Source organism: Kitasatospora sp. NEAU-69 (genome assembly GCF_057158765.1).
This window is the reverse complement of the sequence record NZ_JBWXUE010000014.1, coordinates 186,054-204,633: the sequence shown is the minus strand read 5'-3', so window position 1 is coordinate 204,633 and position 18,580 is coordinate 186,054. Positions and strand designations below refer to the sequence as shown.

The 18,580-nt window shown below is 71.2% G+C and carries 20 protein-coding genes and 1 tRNA gene; 13 read left to right on the top strand and 8 right to left on the bottom strand.

Translation table 11 applies throughout. The features are described from left to right. Window positions 1-75 precede the first annotated feature (75 nt). Both AC060L_RS18625 and AC060L_RS18620 read left to right on the top strand, forming a co-directional pair. Entirely contained in the window at window positions 76-1,032 is a 957-nt protein-coding gene (locus AC060L_RS18625; protein ID WP_483799904.1) for an ABC transporter ATP-binding protein, read from the top strand. After that, window positions 1,029-1,868 carry an ABC transporter permease gene (locus AC060L_RS18620; RefSeq protein WP_483799903.1) on the top strand — a complete coding sequence of 280 codons (840 nt, stop codon included), beginning with the start codon at window positions 1,029-1,031 and terminating at the stop codon, window positions 1,866-1,868. The genes AC060L_RS18625 and AC060L_RS18620 overlap by 4 nt, the downstream gene beginning before the upstream one ends. Before the next feature lie 27 nt (window positions 1,869-1,895). Here the strand turns inward: AC060L_RS18620 and AC060L_RS18615 are convergent, their stop codons facing one another. Next, entirely contained in the window at window positions 1,896-2,558 is a 663-nt protein-coding gene (locus AC060L_RS18615) for a TetR/AcrR family transcriptional regulator (protein ID WP_483799902.1), read from the bottom strand. A gap of 129 nt (window positions 2,559-2,687) precedes the next feature. Here AC060L_RS18615 and AC060L_RS18610 point away from each other — a divergent pair, with 129 nt between their 5' ends. The 3 genes from AC060L_RS18610 (at window position 2,688) to AC060L_RS18600 (ending at window position 5,940) form a co-directional block, all read left to right on the top strand. Continuing rightward, on the top strand, window positions 2,688-3,719 hold the full coding sequence (locus AC060L_RS18610) for a medium chain dehydrogenase/reductase family protein (protein WP_483799901.1): 1,032 nt from the start codon (window positions 2,688-2,690) through the stop codon (window positions 3,717-3,719). A 55-nt stretch (window positions 3,720-3,774) separates the two neighbouring features. Further along, complete coding sequence (locus tag AC060L_RS18605; protein ID WP_483799900.1) at window positions 3,775-4,218, top strand: nuclear transport factor 2 family protein; 444 nt, start codon at window positions 3,775-3,777, stop codon at window positions 4,216-4,218. A 576-nt stretch (window positions 4,219-4,794) separates the two neighbouring features. Continuing rightward, the gene (locus AC060L_RS18600) at window positions 4,795-5,940 is read left to right on the top strand and encodes a hypothetical protein (protein WP_483799899.1); all 1,146 of its coding nucleotides are present in this window, start codon (window positions 4,795-4,797) and stop codon (window positions 5,938-5,940) included. A 148-nt stretch (window positions 5,941-6,088) separates the two neighbouring features. Here AC060L_RS18600 and AC060L_RS18595 read toward each other — a convergent pair. Beyond that, window positions 6,089-6,162, bottom strand: a tRNA-Pro gene (locus AC060L_RS18595). 88 nt (window positions 6,163-6,250) lie between these two features. Further along, window positions 6,251-7,195, bottom strand: coding sequence for a metallophosphoesterase (locus tag AC060L_RS18590; RefSeq protein WP_483799898.1), 945 nt, complete (start codon window positions 7,193-7,195; stop codon window positions 6,251-6,253). Window positions 7,196-7,387: 192 nt separating this feature from the next. Here AC060L_RS18590 and AC060L_RS18585 point away from each other — a divergent pair, with 192 nt between their 5' ends. Then, a complete protein-coding gene (locus AC060L_RS18585; protein WP_483799897.1) occupies window positions 7,388-7,846 on the top strand; it encodes a GatB/YqeY domain-containing protein in 459 nt (152 codons plus the stop codon). A 115-nt stretch (window positions 7,847-7,961) separates the two neighbouring features. Here AC060L_RS18585 and AC060L_RS18580 read toward each other — a convergent pair whose 3' ends face one another. Further along, the gene (locus AC060L_RS18580) at window positions 7,962-10,310 is read right to left on the bottom strand and encodes a transglycosylase domain-containing protein (protein ID WP_483799896.1); all 2,349 of its coding nucleotides are present in this window, start codon (window positions 10,308-10,310) and stop codon (window positions 7,962-7,964) included. Window positions 10,311-10,736: 426 nt separating this feature from the next. Here AC060L_RS18580 and AC060L_RS18575 point away from each other — a divergent pair, with 426 nt between their 5' ends. Then, the gene (locus AC060L_RS18575) at window positions 10,737-11,060 is read left to right on the top strand and encodes a WhiB family transcriptional regulator (protein ID WP_483799895.1); all 324 of its coding nucleotides are present in this window, start codon (window positions 10,737-10,739) and stop codon (window positions 11,058-11,060) included. A 151-nt stretch (window positions 11,061-11,211) separates the two neighbouring features. Here the strand turns inward: AC060L_RS18575 and bagB are convergent, their stop codons facing one another. Together bagB and bagA are read right to left on the bottom strand one after the other, a co-directional pair. Continuing rightward, window positions 11,212-12,453: an ATPase BagB gene (gene bagB, locus AC060L_RS18570; RefSeq protein WP_483799894.1), complete on the bottom strand. Its 1,242-nt coding sequence runs from the start codon at window positions 12,451-12,453 to the stop codon at window positions 11,212-11,214. After that, a complete protein-coding gene (bagA, locus tag AC060L_RS18565) occupies window positions 12,450-13,460 on the bottom strand; it encodes an ATPase BagA (RefSeq protein WP_483799933.1) in 1,011 nt (336 codons plus the stop codon). Before bagA ends, bagB begins: the two co-directional genes overlap by 4 nt. Before the next feature lie 292 nt (window positions 13,461-13,752). Here bagA and sp36 point away from each other — a divergent pair, with 292 nt between their 5' ends. The 5 genes from sp36 to AC060L_RS18540 all read left to right on the top strand — a co-directional run bounded on the left by sp36 (window position 13,753) and on the right by AC060L_RS18540 (window position 16,431). Next, window positions 13,753-13,911 (top strand): Sp36 family protein, encoded by a 159-nt coding sequence (gene sp36 / locus AC060L_RS18560; RefSeq protein WP_253802345.1) that lies wholly within the window; start codon window positions 13,753-13,755, stop codon window positions 13,909-13,911. Beyond that, a complete protein-coding gene (locus AC060L_RS18555) occupies window positions 13,911-14,375 on the top strand; it encodes a RidA family protein (protein WP_483799893.1) in 465 nt (154 codons plus the stop codon). The genes sp36 and AC060L_RS18555 overlap by 1 nt, the downstream gene beginning before the upstream one ends. Window positions 14,376-14,505: 130 nt before the next feature. Next, entirely contained in the window at window positions 14,506-15,402 is an 897-nt protein-coding gene (locus AC060L_RS18550) for an NUDIX hydrolase (RefSeq protein ID WP_483799892.1), read from the top strand. After that, window positions 15,389-15,580, top strand: coding sequence for a hypothetical protein (locus AC060L_RS18545; protein ID WP_483799891.1), 192 nt, complete (start codon window positions 15,389-15,391; stop codon window positions 15,578-15,580). The genes AC060L_RS18550 and AC060L_RS18545 overlap by 14 nt, the downstream gene beginning before the upstream one ends. A 23-nt stretch (window positions 15,581-15,603) precedes the next feature. Then, entirely contained in the window at window positions 15,604-16,431 is an 828-nt protein-coding gene (locus AC060L_RS18540; protein WP_483799932.1) for an MBL fold metallo-hydrolase, read from the top strand. A gap of 89 nt (window positions 16,432-16,520) precedes the next feature. On the opposite strand, the gene AC060L_RS18535 is transcribed toward AC060L_RS18540, so the two are convergent. Both AC060L_RS18535 and AC060L_RS18530 read right to left on the bottom strand, forming a co-directional pair. Next, window positions 16,521-17,195 (bottom strand): Crp/Fnr family transcriptional regulator, encoded by a 675-nt coding sequence (locus AC060L_RS18535; protein ID WP_030240972.1) that lies wholly within the window; start codon window positions 17,193-17,195, stop codon window positions 16,521-16,523. Between the two features lie 192 nt (window positions 17,196-17,387). After that, window positions 17,388-17,849: a nuclear transport factor 2 family protein gene (locus tag AC060L_RS18530; protein WP_483799890.1), complete on the bottom strand. Its 462-nt coding sequence runs from the start codon at window positions 17,847-17,849 to the stop codon at window positions 17,388-17,390. Window positions 17,850-17,951: 102 nt separating this feature from the next. Between AC060L_RS18530 and AC060L_RS18525 the strand changes: the two genes are divergently transcribed. After that, the gene (locus tag AC060L_RS18525) at window positions 17,952-18,569 is read left to right on the top strand and encodes a TetR/AcrR family transcriptional regulator (protein ID WP_483799889.1); all 618 of its coding nucleotides are present in this window, start codon (window positions 17,952-17,954) and stop codon (window positions 18,567-18,569) included. The last annotated feature ends 11 nt before the right edge of the window (window positions 18,570-18,580 follow it).

Genomic DNA, 18,580 nt, shown 5'->3' with positions numbered 1-18,580 from the left:
GTCGTACGGCCGCCCCGGTGCTTACCGGTGCTGGTCTGACGACGCGCGGGGGCGGGTCGCGGCACCGTTGGCCGGGTGATCGAACTCAACGAACTGACGAAGCGGTACGGCAGGACCGTTGCCGTGAACGGCCTGACGTTCACCGTGCGCCCCGGGCACGTCACCGGGTTCCTCGGCCCGAACGGGGCCGGCAAGAGCACCACGCTGCGGATGATCCTCGGGCTGAACGACCCGACCAGCGGAACCGTCACCGTCGGCGGACGCCGGTTCCGGGACCTTCCGCGTGGGCTGCGCCACGTCGGCGCGCTGCTCGACGCGGGCGACGTGCACGGCGGGCGCAGCGCGGTGGCGCACCTGTCCGCCCTGGCCCGCAGCAACGGTGTTCCGCGCGGCCGGGTGGGCGAGGTCCTGCGGGAGGTGGGGCTGGCCGAGGTGGCCCAGCGCCGCATCGGCGGGTTCTCGCTCGGCATGAAGCAGCGGCTCGGCATCGCGACCGCGCTGCTCGGTGATCCGCCGGTGCTGATCTTCGACGAGCCGCTCAACGGCCTTGACCCGGAGGGCGTCCGGTGGGTGCGCGGCCTCTTCCGGCGGCTGGCCGCCGAAGGGCGCACCGTCTTCGTCTCCAGCCATCTGATGAGCGAGATGGAGCACACCGCCGACCGCCTCGTGGTCATCGGGCGCGGCGAGCTGATCGCCGACGAGACCCTGGCCGAATTCGCGGCCCGCAGCACCTGCCTGAGCGTCAGCGTCCGCACGCCCGAGGCCGCTGCGCTGGCGGCGCTGCTGACCGGCGCGGGCGCGACGGCGCGGCCGGACGGCCACGAGACGCTCACCGTGACCGGGCTCGACGCGGCCCGCATCGGCGAGATCGCCTTCCGGCACCGCATCCCGCTCAGCGAGTTGGCCACCCGCAGCGCCTCCCTCGAGGAGGCGTTCATGGCACTCACCACCGAACGCGCCGACTACCTCAGCGCCGACCACCTCAGCCCCGACCACCTCAGCCCCGACCACCTCAGTGGAGACCACCGATGACCGCCCCCGCCCTCACACCTTCGCCTTCACCCCGTGCCCGCTTCAGCGACCTCCTCGCCGCCGAGTGGATCAAGCTCTGGTCGCTGCGCTCGATCCGCTGGACGATCGGGCTCAGCGCGCTGGCCGTCATCCTCTTCAACCTGAACGGCGCCGTCGCCGACTACGACAACTGGCCGGGCTACTCCCCGAAGCTGCGTGCCGCCTATCCGGCGGACGGATACCTGGACGCCTTCCATCCCACCGCCGCCATGGTCCTGATGCTGCTCTCCGGCAGCATCGGAGCCGTCACGGTGGTCAGCGAGTACTCCAGCGGACTGGCGCGCACGACGTTCGCGGCCGTCCCCGACCGTGGCGCGGTGCTGGCAGCCAAGACCGCCGTCGTCGCGGCCGCCACCTTCGCCTACGGCCTGGTCATCGCCGTGTCCTCGTTCGCCGCGGCCCAGGCCGTCCTGTCCGGCCGGCACGTCCATCTGTCGATCGGCCATCCCGGCGCGCTGCGCGGCCTCGTGGCATCCCCGCTGCTCGCACCGGTCTGCGCGCTCATCGGCATGGGACTCGGCAGCCTGATCCGGCACACCGCGACCACCATGATCACAGTCGCTGCGCTGCTCCTCCTGCTGCCGACGTTCTTCAACGAGCGGAACCGCTGGACCGCCGCCGTCGAGCACGCGATGCCCTACAACGCGTGGCAGCGCCTCTTCCGCCTCGACGAACTCGGCTTCCCCCCGGGCATCCACTACCCGGCGACGGTCGCCGGGGCGTGGACCGTCCTCGCGGCCTGGCCACTCGTCACGGTGACCCTCGCCGCGGTCGTCCTGCGCCGCCGCGACCTGTGAACGGCACCGGCAGGGCCCGGTGTGTCGTCAGCGGTCCGTGAGGGTCTGCGCTTCGTCGGTGTAGAGCTGGGCGGGATCGAACCCCATACCGGTGAAGTGGCCGGCGAGTTCGAGGGAGAGCACGCCGTGCAGGCGGGTCCAGAAGGCGAGGGCGCGGCGGAGCGCTGACGGTGGCGCCGGGTGCTCGCCGGCCCAGGCACGGTGCTCGGCGAGGTGCTCGGCGACGTGGGTCTCGAGCGGGGTCGCCTGCTCGACAGGCGACTGCTCGGCGGTGCAGGCGTCGAGGAGGTGGGCCATGATCTCGGAGGCGATGCGCGTGGTGTCCTCGGGCGCCTGGTATCCGGGCACGGGGGTGCCGTAGACGAGGAAGTACCGCTGCGGGTCCTCCAGAGCCCACCGGCGCAGGGCGTCGGCCAGCCCGGCGAGGTCGGCACCGCCCTCGGCGCGGGCCTGGAAGCTGTCGGCCAGGCTGCGGTAGGCGTCCTTCACGAGCTCGGTGATCAGCTCGTCGCGGTTGGCGAAGTACCGGTAGAGGGCCGGTCCGCTCATGCCCATCTGCTTGGCGATGGCGTTGAGGGACAGGGCGGAGGCACCGGCGGTGGCGATCTGCTGCCGGGCGTGCTGCTTGATCTCCTCCCGCACCTGGGTGCGGTACCGCTCTCTCGGGGTCCTCGTGTCCGGCTCCGTCACGGCCTGTCTCCTGCTCTCGGGGCTGAAGCAACCATCTGGTTAGAGGCTATCACTGGCGTTCTTGACTCTCACTCTCATGCCGTTATAACGTCTAACCAACGCGAGAGCATCTACCGAGAGGAGAAGGTCATGGTCAGCGAGCGTCGCACCGAGGTCGTGCTGCCGGGCATCGTGGCCCCGGAGGGCCTGCAGATCCGCGAGACGGCCGTACCGGACGCCGGTCCGGGTCAGATCGTGGTCGCCATGGAGGCGACCGGCGTCTCGTTCGCCGAGCAGCAGATGCGCCGCGGGCGGTACTACGACCAGCCTGCGTACCCGTTCGTGCCCGGCTACGACCTGGTGGGCCGGGTGCTGGCCACCGGCGAGGGCGTCGATCCGGGCCTGACCGGCCGGCGGGTGGCCGCGCTGGTGAAGGTCGGTGGGTGGGCCAGCCACGTGGCGCTCGACGCCGCCGACGCCGTGCCGGTGCCGGATGGCCTCACGGCGGCCGAGGCCGAGACCGTCGTGGTCAACGGCATCACCGCCTGGCAGATGCTCCACCGCAGGGCCCGGGTCCGTGCGGGGCAGACCGTCCTGGTGCACGGCGCCAGCGGTGGCGTGGGCTCCGTCCTGGTCCAACTCGCCCGCGCGGCCGGTGCGCAGGTGATCGGCACGGCCTCCGCCCGCCACCACGACGCCCTGCGCGAGCTGGGCGTCATCCCGCTCGACTACCGCGCCGACGACGTGCCCGCCAGGGTCCGCGAGCTGGCACCCGGTGGAGTGGACGCCGTCTTCGACCACCTCGGCGGCCGGAGCGTCATCGACTCCTGGCACCTGCTCGCCCCCGGCGGCGCCCTCATCGCCTACGGCAGCGCCTCCACCCGCGACGACACCGGCTCCAAGCAGTGGCCCGTCCTGAAGATCCTCGCCCGCACCATGCTGTGGAACACCCTGCCCAACGGGCGCAGCGCCCACTTCTACAACATCTGGGCCGGCCGGGCACTGAGCAAGGCCCGCTTCCGGGCCCGGCTCCGGGCCGACCTCACCGAGGTCTTCGCCGCCCTGAGCCGCGGCGACGTCACCGCCCGCATCGCCGCCGCCCTGCCGCTCGCCCGAGCCGCCGAGGCCCTGCGCCTGGCCGAGTCCGGCACCGTCACCGGCAAGGTCGTCCTGACTCCCTGACTCCCTGACTCCCCGCAGATCCCCTCAACGCACCACCACCCGAAGGAACGTCACCATGAAGTCCAGCTCGCCCCATGCCACGACCGCGCCGATCGTCACCGACTGGGCCGCCGCCTGGAACGGCACCGACCCCCAGGCACTCGGCGCCCTGTTCGCCGCCGACGGCACCTACATCGACCAAGCCGTGGGCGTCACCTTCCACGGCCACCAGCAGATCGCCGACTGGAAGGCCCGCGCCGACAGCCTCATCGACAACGTCCACGTCACCGTGCGCGCCGTCCACCGCGACCGCGACCGCATCACCGTCGAGGCCGTCTACGCAGGCCACCTCAAGGGCGCACCCCAGCCCTTCGCCGTGCCGATGGCCACCCTCCTCGACCTCGACCACCGCGGACGGATCACCTGCGACCAGGACTACTACAGCCTCACCGCCGTCCTCACCCAGTCCGGCCTCCCCACCGACTGGACCCCGCCCACCCCTGACCGGCCCACCCCCTGACCGGAAGCCGAGCTGACAGGCCGGTAGCGGTTGCCTCGGCTGTCGTGCCTGCCGGCAGAAACGCCAGAGGGCCAGTCAGATTTCTCTGACTGGCCCTCTGGACTGGGTCGGGGTGGCGGGATTTGAACCCACGGCCTCTTCGTCCCGAATCACGGGCGGGGCGGTCGATGAGGTCATTTGCGCAGTTCATCGGTGGTTCCAGGTGTATCGAGGGCCACTGCTGGACGCCCCGGTTGCGGTACTTCGCTGCTGTACCGGCGAATGGCTGACGTGGCTTGAAGCCCAGGTTCCGCCATGTCGCAAGTGCGGAGAGTAACAGAAGGGGTAGCTTGTGGTTACCCGCTGTCGTGATCGTCGGGCCGCTCCGCGCCGCTTGCGGCCACGGGCGAGCCGCAAGGGCCGAAAGGGTTGCCCATGCACGTCGTCTTCAGCCGCACTCGTCTCAGCAGGGCCATCCTGGCTGCCTGCGGAGTGTCGGTGCTGCTCACCTCGCACGCGATGCTCGGTTCGAGTGCCGCTGTCGCCGGATCGCGTTCAGCCGACCATGCCCCCCACGGTGGGGGCGCGGTCATCACCGTGACGACCGCCAAGGTCGGTGCGCCCGGCAACCCCGCGGTGGGCGTCGTCCCGTTCACGGATGCCGTCTACCGCACGTGCGCCGACGCCCCGCCCGCATCGAGCGACTGTCTGATGGTCGGCGCCGTCCGCGATCCTTACGAGATCGGGCAGTTGGAGGTCACGGTCGGCGAGTGGGTGGCCTTCCTGAACACGGTTGACCCTGCGGGCCGTGACCCCCACGGCCTCTACGACAGGACCGAGAGCTCGTCGGCGTGGCCGAAGTACGGCTCGGTCAACTTCTCCGCCGACGCCGGCGACGGCTGCCACTACTCCGTGGCGTATCCGGAATGGGCGGACAAGCCGTACGGCTTCGCGAACTTCCTGAAGGCCGCACGCTTCGTCAACTCGCTCTACAACGGCCGACTGATCTCCAAGCAGGACAGCAGCGGCAACGGCTTCAACTACGTCACGTACCAGGTCGAACTGTCGCCACAGACCGAGCGCGGGATGTACGACCTCGCCCGGCCGGACGCGACCCGAGCTCATGACGCCGGCTTCGTCGTACCGAGCCAGGACGAGTGGATCAAGGCGGCCTACTACGACCCGAACGGCGGCGGCACCTACTCCTACTGGAAGTACCCGACCAATCCGGGAGTCTTCGGCGATGGCGACGCGACCGCCCCCGCCCCCACGGTCCTCAACCCCACCACCGGCGATGTCGTCAACGCGGCGACCCAGCCCCTCGCCTCGTACCACGCCACCGGCCAGCCGGCGCCGAACTGGTGCCCGGGCGAGGTGCAGCCCGATGTCTGCGCCACCGTCAACCCGTTCGGGCTCGATCCTGTCAGCTATGCCAGCCTTTACCAGGGCAGCCTCAGTACGGTCGGCCAGGCGAGGACCACCTCACCGTGGGGCACCCTCGACCAGGGCGGCAACGCCGTCGAGTGGACCGACACGATCACGCCGCCCCCGACCGGAGGCGACTCCGCACGGATCTGGCGCCGCGCGCACGGCGGGGTGTCCAACGCCGGCGCGTTTCAGATGTGGCCCTCCGCGGTCGGACTCCAGCCTCAGGACAACGTGTTCTTCAACCTCACCTATCCGTGGTTCGGCATCCGACTCGGAGTGATCGGCGACCTGGAGCCCAAGAGCGGCGATCGCTGAACCACGGTCAACTGCGCCGTCGTATGCGGGCTCGACAGATGGACGAACTGTTCGGCCCGGCACTGAGGGACAGTCACTCGGCAGTCACGCACAACGAATCAGGGCCCTACCGGATCTCTCCGATAGGGCCCTGACTCGTACTACTGGGTCGGGGTGGCGGGATTTGAACCCACGGCCTCTTCGTCCCGAACGAAGCGCGCTACCAAGCTGCGCCACACCCCGGTCTTTCTCTTGTCGCTTTGGGCTTCCTTGCGGTCTCCCTGGCGACGAGTAGAACTCTATCCCATGCAGGTCGGGAGACGAAATCCGGTTACCGGGGGCGTGGCACCAGGGTCATCAGGGTGGCCTCGGGAGGGCAGGCGAAGCGGACGGGGGTGTAGCGGTTGGTGCCGCAGCCGGCGGAGACGTGGAGGTAGGACTGGCGGCCGCCGGCGCGGTGGGTGGAGAGGCCCTTGACCCGCTTGGCGTCCAGGTCGCAGTTGGTGACCAGGGCGCCGTAGAAGGGGACGCAGAGCTGGCCGCCGTGGGTGTGGCCGGCCAGGACCAGGGGGTAGCCGTCGGCGGTGAAGGCGTCGAGGCTGCGTAGGTAGGGGGCGTGGACGACGGCGATCGAGAGGTCGGCGTCGGCGGAGGGGCCGCCGGAGACCTGGGTGTAGCGGTCGCGGCGGATGTGCGGGTCGTCCAGGCCGGTGAACTCGAGGTCGAGTCCGCCGAGGGCGAGGCGGCCGCGGGCGTTGGTGAGGTCGAGCCAGCCGGCCGCGTCGAAGCCGTCGCGCAGCTTCTCCCACGGGTTGTGGACCGCGCCGGTGATGCCGGCCCGGCCGGTGCCGTCGGCGTTGTTGAGGCCGTGGTTGCCGCTGCTCAGTGCCTTCAGGTAGCGGGTCGGGCTCTTGCGGGCCGGGCCGTAATAGTCGTTGGAGCCGAAGACGTAGGCGCCGGGGAACTCCATCAGCGGGCCGAGCGCGTCCAGCGTGGCGGGCACGCCGAGCGGGTCGGAGAGGTTGTCGCCGGTGTTGACCACCAGGTCGGGGCGCAGCCCGGCGAGGCTCTGCAGCCAGCGCTGCTTCTTCCGCTGCCCGGTGACCATGTGGATGTCCGAGACCTGGAGCACCCGCATGGGTCGGGCGCCGTGCGGCAGCACGGGGACCTCGACCCGGCGCAGGCGGAACGAGCGGACCTCGTACCCCGCGGAGTAGGCGAGGCCGGCGGCGCCGGTGGCGGCGATGGCGAGCGGGACGGAGTACAGCTTTCGCATCGGTCCATGGTCGCAGACCTGCCCCGCCCGGGTGAACCGGGTCTGCGATGCCGCTGACACCTCGTCGGGTACAGAGTCAGGTACAGAGATGGGGGTGGAGGTAGGGAGAGGGATGGGAAGAGGGGATGAGGAGGGGGTGGGGAGGGAGCAATCCGGTTGCCGTTATCGGCTGCGGGCGCATATGAATACGACATGACTACGCTCAAGGAGCGGCTGCGGGAAGACCTGACGGCCGCGATCAAGGCCCGGGACGAACTGCGCTCCTCCACGCTCCGACTGACCCTCTCCGCCGTCACCAGCGCAGAGGTGGCCGGCAAGGAGAAGCGCGAGCTCTCCGACGACGAGGTGCTGCAGGTGCTGCAGCGCGAGACGAAGAAGCGCCGGGAGGCCGCGACGGCCTTCGCCGATGCCGGCCGGACGGAGTCGGCGGAGCGGGAGCAGGCGGAGGGCGCGGTGCTCGCGGAGTACCTGCCGAAGCAGCTGACCGACGAGGAGCTGACGGCCATCGTCGCGGCCGCGGTCGAGCAGAGCGGGGCGAGCGGGCCGCAGGGCATGGGCGCCGTGATGAAGATCGTCAAGCCGCAGACCGAGGGTGTGGCCGACGGCGGCCGGGTGGCCGCCGTGGTCAAGGCCGCGCTGACCGGGAAGTAAGAGCCGGGAAGCGGGAAGTAAGAGCCGGGAAGTAAGAGCTGGGAACGGCGAGGGCCCCACGACCTGATGGACAGGTCGTGGGGCCCTCGCCTTGTTCAGCTCAGCTCAGCTCGGCTCAGTGGTGGCCGGGCTTCCTGGGGGCCGGCGGCTGTCCGCCGCCACCGCCCGCGCCGCCGATCGAGCCGGGCGGCAGCGTGAAGCCGCCGCCAATGGTCCCGCCGGGCGGCAGGATCGGGGCCGGCGCCGGGGTGACCGGGGTGAGCAGGCCCGCGTTGGTGGCCGTCTGGCCGGGCTGCGTGGCCGGTGCGCTCGGGTTGTTCGGGTCGCCGGGCGACGGCGACGAGCTCGGCGCCGGCAGCGGGGCGGGCAGCGGGACGAGCGTGAACTGGCTCTGCGGCGTGCTGCTGAGCGCCTGGCCCATCGCCTGCTTCCAGATCGGGCCGGGGCCGGTGGCGCCGTAGACGCCGTCCGGGTAGAAGGAGTGGCCGCCGATCACGATGTTCTGGTCCATCTTGACGCCGCCGCTCGGGCCGCCGAGCCAGACCACGCCGACCAGGTCGGGGGTGTAGCCGTCGAACCAGGCGGCCCGGCGCTCGTCGGTGGTACCGGTCTTACCGGCGATCGGACGGCCGTCCGGCAGGCCCAGGTCGGCGCCGGTGCCACCGGTCTCGGTCACGCCGGCGAGCAGCGTGTTGACCGAGTCGGCGGTGCTCTGCAGTATCACCTGGTTGCAGTTGCCCTGCGGAACGGCGAGCTTCTTGCCGTCCATGCCGGTGATGCCGGTGATCACGATCGGGTCGCAGTGGATGCCGCGCGAGGCGAAGGTGGCGTAGACGCCGGCCATGTCGAGCGGGCTCATCTCCTCGCCACCGAGCGCGATGGCCGGGACCTCGTCGAGCGGCTGGCCGCTCGCCTTGGTCTTGATGCCGAGCTTGTTGGCCATCTGCTTGATCGGGCAGAGGCCGATGTCCTGCGCCATCTGGATGAAGTAGGTGTTGATGGACATCGCCATCGCCGTGGTCATCTGGTACGGACCGGACTCGCTGGGGCTGTCGTTGCCGACGGTGGAGTGGGCCGTGTTCTTCCAGGTGCCGGCGCAGGTGGACATGTCCGGGTACGCGATCTTGGGCGGTGCCGGGTAGACCTGGCCGATGTCCTTGCCGCCCTCGATCGCCGCGGCCGCCACGATCGCCTTGAACGTCGAGCCGGGCTGGAAGCCGTTGCCACCGCCCATCGAGGCGTCGACGTTCAGGTTGACGACCGTCTGGTGCTGGGAGTCGTCCAGGCCGTACGGGCGGGTCTGGGCCATCGCCAGGATCTGCCCGGTGCCGGGCTGTTCCATGGTCATGGCGGCCGAGACCGAGTCGGTCACCTTGACCTTCTGGGTGACCGCCGCGTTCGCCGCAGCCTGCTTGTCCGGGTCGATGGTGGTGTGGATCTGCAGGCCGCCCTGGGTCCAGAGCTTGTTGCGCTCGGCGCTGGACGCACCGAAGGTCGGGTCGTCCTCGACCACCCGGCGGACGTAGTCGCAGAAGAAGCCCATGCCGTTCTGGGCCGTGATGCAGCCGTTCTGCGGCTCCTGGTAGTTCAGGCCGAGCGGGCTGGCCAGCGCGTCCTTCGCCTGCTGCGGCGTGATGTGCTTGAACTCCAGCATCTTGTTGATGACGGTGTCCCGGCGGTTCTGCGCGGCCTTCGGGTGCAGTATCGGGTCGTACGCGGTCGGGTTCTGCACCAGACCGGCCAGCATCGCGGCCTGCGCGACGGTGAGGTCCTTGTTGCTCTTGCCGAAGTAGCGCTGCGAGGCGGCCTCGACGCCGTACGCCTGGTGGCCGAAGAACGTGATGTTCAGGTAGTTGGTGAGGATCTGCGACTTGGGCAGCTCCTCCTCCAGCTTGATCGCGTACTTCAGTTCCTTGATCTTGCGGCCCAGGCTCTTCTGGGTGGCCGCCTGGAAGGCCGCCTGGTCGTCGCCGGCCTCCTCGATGAAGACGTTCTTCACGTACTGCTGGGTCAGTGTCGAGGCACCCTGCGAGGCGTCGCCGGAGGAGGCGTTCTTGCCGATCGCGCGGGCGATGCCCTTGGGGTCGATCGCGCCGTGCTGGTAGAAGCGGGCGTCCTCGATGTCGACCTGGGCCTCGCGGGTGAGCGGAGACATCTGATCCTGGGTCAGCACCGTACGGTCCCGGGCGTAGATCTTGGCGATCTGGTTGCCCTTGTCGTCGTAGATGAACGACGCCTGGGAGAGCGGCGGTGCCTTGAAGTCATCCGGGATGCTGTCGAAGCTCTCGACGCCGTTCTTGGCGCCAAGGCCGATCGCGCCGACTGCCGGCAGCGCTAGGCCCGCCAGCAGGAAGCCGGAGAGGATGCTGACGCCCAGGAACTTCACCCCGTGTCCGGCCAACTCCAGGGGAGAGGTGCGCCGTCGGCGGGTGCGCTGGGCTGCTGAGGAGCGCTTCGGTGCCATAGGGCGAACTCTACGTTGCCAATTCTGGCCCATGAGGGCAGGTGTTCGCCTACGCTTGTCACAAGCTTGCGACAGCTTCGCTCTGTGCATCGTCGAGACTCTTGTGAGTGTTGAGAGTTGTCCGAATTGACGGTGTATGAGGCGGCTGGCGTCGTAGTGCGGCCCGACCTGCGCGCTGGTTCACCGCGGGCGTCGTGGCAGAGCGTGACGAAAAGGGGCGATCGGGGTGCCCGCAAGGCCCTCGACCTGCGATCACTCCAACGAGTGATCTGACCGGCACCCATAGTCCGATTGGGTCATTCGAGATTGGACCCCAAGGGGCTGTTGCGCTCCGCGATTCTTCCGTAACGTCCTCAACTGGCAACGGTGAATATGCCGTTGCCGCCGTGGGGGAGCCTCGATTATTCGGGAGAGGACGGCGCCGGGATGGGCTGGGTAGATGACTGGAGCGCGCAGGCCGCCTGCCGCACGAGCGATCCGGACGAACTGTTCGTCCAGGGGGCGGCGCAGAACCGGGCAAAGGCCGTGTGCAGCGGGTGTCCCGTGCGCACCGAGTGCCTGGCGGACGCGCTGGACAACAGGGTGGAGTTCGGGGTCTGGGGTGGGATGACCGAGCGCGAGCGCCGTGCGCTGCTGCGCCGCCGGCCGACGGTGATGTCGTGGCGCCGGCTGCTGGAGACCGCTCGTACCGAGTACGAGGAGTCGCTGGCCGACGGAGTGATCCTGGTGGACTACGCGCAGGCGGGCTGACCATCGCGTCGGATGGCGGGGGCGACCGCCGCGATGGTGCGCCGCCCGACTGCTGAAAGCTGACGCAGTGTCACCGAGCGGGGGATCGGTGCCACTCGGTCGATGTCGTTCAGCCGGTGCTGTTCAGCCGATGCCGTTCAATCAATGCCGTTCAGCCGGCGTCGCCGGCCAGTTGGCGGCCGATCGTACGAAGACCATCCAGGTCGTGCACATCTCCGGCCAGCGCCGGGACCTCCACCATTGACACATCGGGATAGACCGAGACAAACCTGTCCCGGGTGCGCTGCTCACGGGCCATCACCTCGACCCGCTCGGCGTGAAGCCGGAGCAGCCCGGCGGCCAGTGACTCGGCGGCTGCCTGCCGCGGCGCACGCTCCGCGCCGTTCTCCTCCAGCGCCTGCGCCGCCGCCTGGGCCCGCTCCGCGCTGAGCTGGGGCGCGCCGGTCGTGTGCACCCGGTTGAGCACCAGTCCGGCCAGCGGCATCTGGTCCGCGGCCAGTCGGTCCACGAAGTACGCGGCCTCGCGCAGCGCGTCCCGCTCCGGGGCGGCGACCACCAGGAACGCGGTGCCCTCGGCCTTGAGCAGCTGGTACGTCCGGTCGGCCCGCTCCCGGAAGCCGCCGAACATCGAGTCCATCGCGGCGACGAAGGTCTGCAGGTCGGTCAGCAGCTGGGCGCCGAAGATCTTGCCGAGCGTGCCGGTGAGCAGGCCCATGCCGACGTTGAGGAACTTCATCGCGCTGCGCCCGCCGACCTTGGCCGGCGTCATCAGGACCCGGATGATCCGGCCGTCCAGGAACGAGCCGAGTCGGCCCGGTGCGTCGAGGAAGTCCAGCGCGGAGCGGGACGGCGGAGTGTCCACCACGATCAGGTCCCACTCGCCGGCGGCTCGCAGCTGGCCGAGCTTCTCCATCGCCATGTACTCCTGGGTGCCCGCGAAACCGGCCGAGAGCGACTGGTAGAACGGGTTCTCCAGGATCGCCCGGGCCCGCTCGGGCTCCGCGTGGGCCAGCACGACCTCGTCGAAGGTCCGCTTCATGTCGAGCATCATGGCGTGCAGTTCGCCGGGGCCGTCGGGGCCGGCCGCGCCCTTGACCGGGCGCGGGGTGTTGTCCAGCTCGGTCAGGCCCATCGACTGGGCCAGCCGGCGGGCCGGGTCGATGGTCAGGACGACGGTGCGCCGGCCGCGCTCGGCGGCCCGCAGACCGATCGCCGCGGCGGTGGTGGTCTTGCCGACCCCGCCGGAGCCGCAGCAGACGATGATCCGGGTGCCCGGGTCGTCGATCAGCCGGTCCACGTCGAGCACTCGCGCGGTGCCAGTGCCAGTGCCGGTGCCGTTCCCGGCGCCGCTGACCTTGCGGCTGCCGCCGGTGTTGCCGCTGCCGGTACTCATGCCGCCCCCTGCGTCTTCAGCTCTCCGGCCAGCCGGTACAGCCCGCCCAGGTCCACGCCCCCGCTGAGCAGCGGCAGCTCGTACGTCGGGAGCTTCAGCGCGGCCAGTTCGGCCCGCTGCTCACGCTCCAGCGCGACCCGCTCGGCGTGCTCGCGGGCCTGCGCGAGCAGCGGGTCCAGCAGCGGGTCCACCGCCGCCCGCCGGGTCGCCGCGGTCCGCGAGCGCCCGCCCAGCCCGGCCTCCACCAGGGCCTGCGCGACCTCCTCGCGGTGGTCGCCGTCGGCCGCCGCGACCGCGGCCGCGTCCAGCACCGGCGGACGCACCATGTTGACCAGCACGCCGCCGGCCGGCAGCGCGGCCGCGCGCAGCTCGGCGAAGCCGTCCATCGTCTCCTGGACCGGCATCTCCTCCAGCAGTGTGACGAGGTGGACCGCCGTCTCCGGCGACTTCAGCACCCCCATCACCGCCTGTGCCTGGCTGTGTATCGGGCCGAACCTGGCCAGCCCGGCCACCTCGGAGTTGACGTTCAGGAACCTGGTGAGGCGCCCGGTCGGCGGCGCGTCCATCACCACCGCGTCGTACGCGCGGCGCCCGTCCGGGCCCTTGCGCCGGGCCGCCTCGCAGGCCTTGCCGGTGAGCAGCACATCGCGCACGCCCGGCGCGACGGTGGTGGCGAAGTCGACGAAGCCGACCTTCTGCAGCGCCTTCCCGGCCCGGCCGAGCTTGTAGAACATGTCCAGGTACTCGAGCAGCGCCTGCTCGGGGTCGATGGCGAGCGCGAAGACCTCGCCGACCTCGCTGCCCGGCCGGCCGAGCTTGGCGGGCGAGACGGTGGCCACCTTGCGCTCCTCGTACGGCAACGCGGCGAGCCCGAAGAGCTCGGCGATGCCCTGCCGCCCCTCGACCTCGATCAGCAGGGTGCGGCGCCCCTCGGCGGCCAGTGCCAGCGCGAGGGCGGCCGCCAGGGTGGTCTTGCCGGTGCCGCCCTTGCCGCTCACCACGTGCAGCCGGACGCCTTCCCAGTCCGTACCGGTGTCGGCGTCCGCGTCCGCGTCGGCGCCGGCCTCCGCGCCTGTGTCGGCATCCGCGTCGGCGCCGGTATCCGCGTCGGTACCTGCGGGCGGCTGCTGCCTGCTTGCCACGCTCCGTCTCCCTCCGCTCAAGGGTCCCTCCTCGCGAGCGTAACCAGCGGCCGCTCCCGATGCCCGGAGCATCCGGCTGCCGGTGGGCATTCTTGCCCGCTTTGTGTCCCACCTCACATCGGCCGCCGCCGCCCGCCGACCGTCTAGAGTCACCCCCATGACCAAGTGGGAATACGTAACGGTGCCGCTGCTCGTGCACGCGACCAAGCAGATCCTGGACACCTGGGGCGAGGACGGCTGGGAGCTGGTCCAGGTCGTGCCCGGGCCGAACAACCCCGAGCAGCTGGTGGCCTACCTGAAGCGGGAGAAGGGCTGATGGGCAAGGTCGAGAGCAGGCTGGCCGAGCTGGGCCTGACCGTTCCGGAGGTGGCCGCCCCGGTCGCCGCGTACGTTCCGGCGATCCGCTCCGGCGAGTTCGTCTTCACCTCCGGCCAGCTGCCGATGGTGGCCGGCAAGCTCCAGCACACCGGCAAGGTGGGCGCCGAGGTCACCGCCGAGGAGGCCAAGGAGCTCGCGCAGATCTGTGCGCTGAACGCGCTGGCCGCCGTGAAGTCGGTGATCGGTGACCTGGACCGGATCGAGCAGGTCGTGAAGGTGGTCGGCTTCGTCGCCTCCGCCCCCGACTTCACCGGCCAGCCCGGTGTGATCAACGGTGCCAGCGAGCTGCTCGGCAAGGCGCTCGGCGAGGCCGGCGTGCACGCCCGCAGCGCGGTCGGCGTCGCGGTGCTGCCGCTGGACGCGCCGGTCGAGGTCGAGATCCAGGTCCGCGTCCGCGACTGACGCGCCTGCGGTCACTGACCGGCCTGCGGCTGAGCTGCGGTCGGATCAGGACAGGTCAGGACAGGGGTCAGGACAGGTCGGCCCCGGTCGGGGCTTCTCAGCGCCATGCCCGGGTGCATAGCATCCGGGCATGGCCGCGAACCCGCTTCGATCAACAGCGCACCCGATGCCGCCCGGCTGGCCGGCCCGGATCCGGGCGCTGGCGGCCGGCGAGCTGACGCCGCCGGTGCCCAGGGCCTCGGCCACCGTGGTGCTGCTGCGCGACACGCCCGAGGGTCCGCAGGCCTACCTGCTGCGCCGGCGCACCTCGATGGCCTTTGCCGCCGGCATGTACGCCTATCCGGGTGGCGGAGTGGACCCGCGCGACGCCGAGCTCGCACCCGGCTGGGCCGGGCCGAGCCCGGAGCAGTGGGCCGCCCGGCTCGGGGTGGACCGCGCGACGGCGCAGGCAGTGGTCTGCGCGGCGGTCCGCGAGACCTTCGAGGAGGCCGGCGTGCTGCTGGCCGGTCCCGACGCCGACACGGTCGCGCCCGAGCGCGACTGGACCGCCGAGCGGGCCGCGCTGGAGGCGCACGAGCTCTCGTTCGCCGAGTTCTGCCGCGAGCACCGGCTGGTGCTGCGCACCGATCTGCTCGGCGGCTGGGCCCGCTGGATCACCCCCGCCTTCGAGGAGCGGCGCTACGACACCTGGTTCTTCGTCGCCGCGATGCCGCCCGGCCAGCAGGCCGCGCGCGAGGTCGGCGAGGCGGACCGAGTGGCCTGGCTGACCCCCGCCGAGGCCGTCCAGGGGCACGCCGACGGCCGGTACGGGATGCTGCCGCCGACCGTCTCGGTGCTCCGCGAGCTGCTGCCGGTCCGGACGGCGGGCGAGGCGCTCGTGGCGTCCGAGCGGCGCACGTTGACTCCCGTGCTCGGCGAGGCCGAAGTGACGGGTGATCGAATGACCGTCCGATGGTCCGGGTATGAAGAGCTGACCATCGATGGCCGCTTTCCCGAGGAAGGACCCCCTGCCGATGACCCACAATGACGTGGCTCGCCGTGTCGTGCGCGATCTCCCCGCCCGCAGTCTGGAGGCGCGCCGCTCGCCGGCCCGCTCGCTCTGCTGCGACGACCAGGCGGCCTGGGCCGACCGCGCCCCGCGGGCCCTGGTCCGCAGCCTCGATCCCCGCGCGCTGAACCGTTTCGCCGAGGGCGGCCGGATCTAGCGCCGGACCTCACGCCGCAAGGGATATCCGTGACTGGCCTGCTGCCCGGTAACCCCGCCGACACGGTCGGCGGGGCCGCCACCCCGCGCGCGCTCTGCGTGCTCGCCCCGAACCCGTCCCCGATGACGCTGGACGGCACCAACACCTGGCTGCTCTCCGAGCCGGGCTCCGAGCTCGCGGTGGTCGTCGACCCCGGGCCGCTGGACGAGGGCCATCTGCGCGCGGTGATCGCCGCCGCCGATCAGCAGGGCAAGCGGATCGCGCTGACCCTGCTCACCCACGGCCACCACGACCACGCCGAGGGCGCGGCCCGGTTCGCCGAGCTGACCCGCACTCAGGTGCGGGCGCTGGATCCGGCGCTGCGGCTCGGCGAGGAGGGGCTGCACGGCGGCCAGGTGATCGAGGTCGGCGGGCTGGAGGTGCGGGTGGTGGCCACGCCGGGGCACACGGCGGACTCGCTCACCTTCCACCTGCCGGGCGACGGCGCGATCCTGACCGGTGACACGGTGCTCGGCCGCGGCACCACGATGGTGGCCCACCCCGACGGGGTCCTTGGCGACTACCTCGACTCGCTGCGCCGGCTGCGCCGGCTGGCCACCGAGCACGGTGTGAACACCGTGCTGCCCGGGCACGGCCCGGTGCTGGCGGACGCCTTGGGCAGCGTGGACTACTACCTGGCGCACCGGGCCGCCCGGCTGGCCCAGGTGGAGACGGCGGTGGAGGCCGGCTACCGGAGCGCCGAACAGGTGGTGGCCCGGGTCTACGCGGACGTCGACCGGGCGCTCTGGCCGGCCGCCGAGCTCTCGGTTCGGGCGCAGCTGCAGTACCTGGAGGACCACGGACTCATCTGAGGCACCCGGTCTGAGGCACACGGAAGGCCACGGACGCGTCCGACGACGAGTCCGTGGCCTTCCGTATGCCTCAGATGGGAGCAGGTGGCTCAGCGCGAGCGGCGGGAGAGCCGCTCGACGTCCATCAGGACGACCGCGCGGGCCTCCAGCTTCAGCCAGCCACGGCCGGCGAAGTCGGCCAGCGCCTTGTTGACGGTCTCCCGCGAGGCGCCGACCAGCTGGGCCAGCTCCTCCTGGGTGAGGTCGTGCGCGACGTGGATGCCCTCCTCGGACTGCACGCCGAACCGGCGCGAGAGGTCGAGCAGCGCCTTGGCGACGCGGCCCGGCACGTCCGAGAAGACCAGGTCGCTCATCACGTCGTTGGTCCGCCGCAGCCGGCGGGCGATGGCGCGCAGCAGTGCGATCGAGACCTCGGGGCGGGCGTGCAGCCAGGGCTGCAGGTCGCCGTGGCCGAGGCCGAGCAGCTTGACCTCGGTCAGCGCGCTCGCGGTGGCGGTGCGCGGTCCGGGGTCGAAGAGCGAGAGCTCACCGATCATCTCGCTGGGGCCGAGCACCGCGAGCATGTTCTCGCGACCGTCCGGCGAGGCGCGGTGCAGCTTCACCTTGCCCTCGGCGACGACGTAGAGCCGGTCGCCCGGGTCGCCCTCGTGGAAGAGCGACTCGCCACGGGCGAGCGTCACCTCGGTCATGGAAGCGCGCAGCTCGCCGGCCTGTTCGTCGTCGAGAGCCGCGAAGAGCGCGGCGCGCCGCAGAACGTCGTCCACGTGCTTCCTCCTTCTCGGCCGTCCGAGGCGGCGCCACGGGCGGCTCACGTGCTGGTGCTTCTCCGAGCTCGGGTGCCGGAGAAACCGTGTTCTTCCTCACCCAGCATGGCGCATGTCGCTCCGATCATATGAGGAGGGGGTGCGCTGTGGAGTCCGGTACGCGGCCATCTGTACGCATCGGTTACTGATCGGTCACTCTGCCGGGACGGCCTGCGCCTGCTCGGTGACGGCTGCCAGCAGCTGCTCGCCCTGGTCGCGGGCCACCGCGAACGCGAGGTGGTCGTGGTAGTCGCGGCTCTCCACGATCAGGCCGTCGCGCACCCGCATGACCTGGATGTTGGAGACCCGGAAGTCCCGGCCGGTGGCGGGGTCGTGGCCCTGGTAGTCGAACTCGGCGATCACCACCTCGGGGTCCTCGCTCCGGTGGATCCGGACGTTCTCCGCCCGCAGCTCGACGCCGTCCGAGGCCCTGCGGTCGCTGAGTCGCGCTCCCAGCACGTCCCGGCCCTCGAAGCGGCGCGGCGGCATCGGGGAGAACGGGATCTCGACCACGACGTCCTCGGCGTAGAGCGCGAAGAGCTCGTTCCACTCCTTGGCCGTCAGGTGGCCGATGAACCGCTCGAAGACCTCGGTGGGGGTGGCTGAAGCAGACATGGGTGTCCTCCATGGGATGCGCTGCCTACAATCGGATAAGCAACTCCGTTTAAGACGATACGGATAGACGACTCCGTTTGTCGAGGCATGCGCGAGGATGACATGACGCAGCAGCAGCACCCGTCCGACCCGGCGCCCGGCGTGACGGCCGCCCCGAAGCCCCGGCCGATGCGGGCGGACGCGCGGCGCAACCGGGCCCGGCTGCTGGAGGTCGCGGAGGAGGTCTTCACCGAGCAGGGGGCGGCCGCCTCGACCGAGGAGATCGCCAAGGCCGCGAACGTCGGCATCGCGACCGTCTTCCGGCACTTCCCGACCAAGGAGGCGCTGCTGGAGGCGGTGCTGGTGCGCCGGCTGGAGGGGCTGGCCGAGGCGGCCCGGCTGCTGGCGGCCGAGCGCGCGCCCGACGAGGCGTTCTTTGCCTTCTTCGACCTGGTGGTCGAGCAGTCCTCGGCGAAGAACGCGTACGCGACGGCGCTGGCGGACGCCGGTGTCGATGTCCGGGCCGCCACTTCGGAGCCCGGCTCGCTGGTCCGCGAGGCGATGGCGGACCTGCTCGGCGCGGCCCAGCGGGCCGGAGCGGTGCGCCCGGACATCGGGCTGCCGGAGCTGACCGCCGTCCTGGTCGGCAGCTTCCGGATGCTGGAGCACCTGGCCGGCCACCCGGAAGCTGCGGGCCGGGTGCGGGCGATCGTTTTGGACGGGCTACGCGCGCAGGGCTGAGCGGGCCGGCA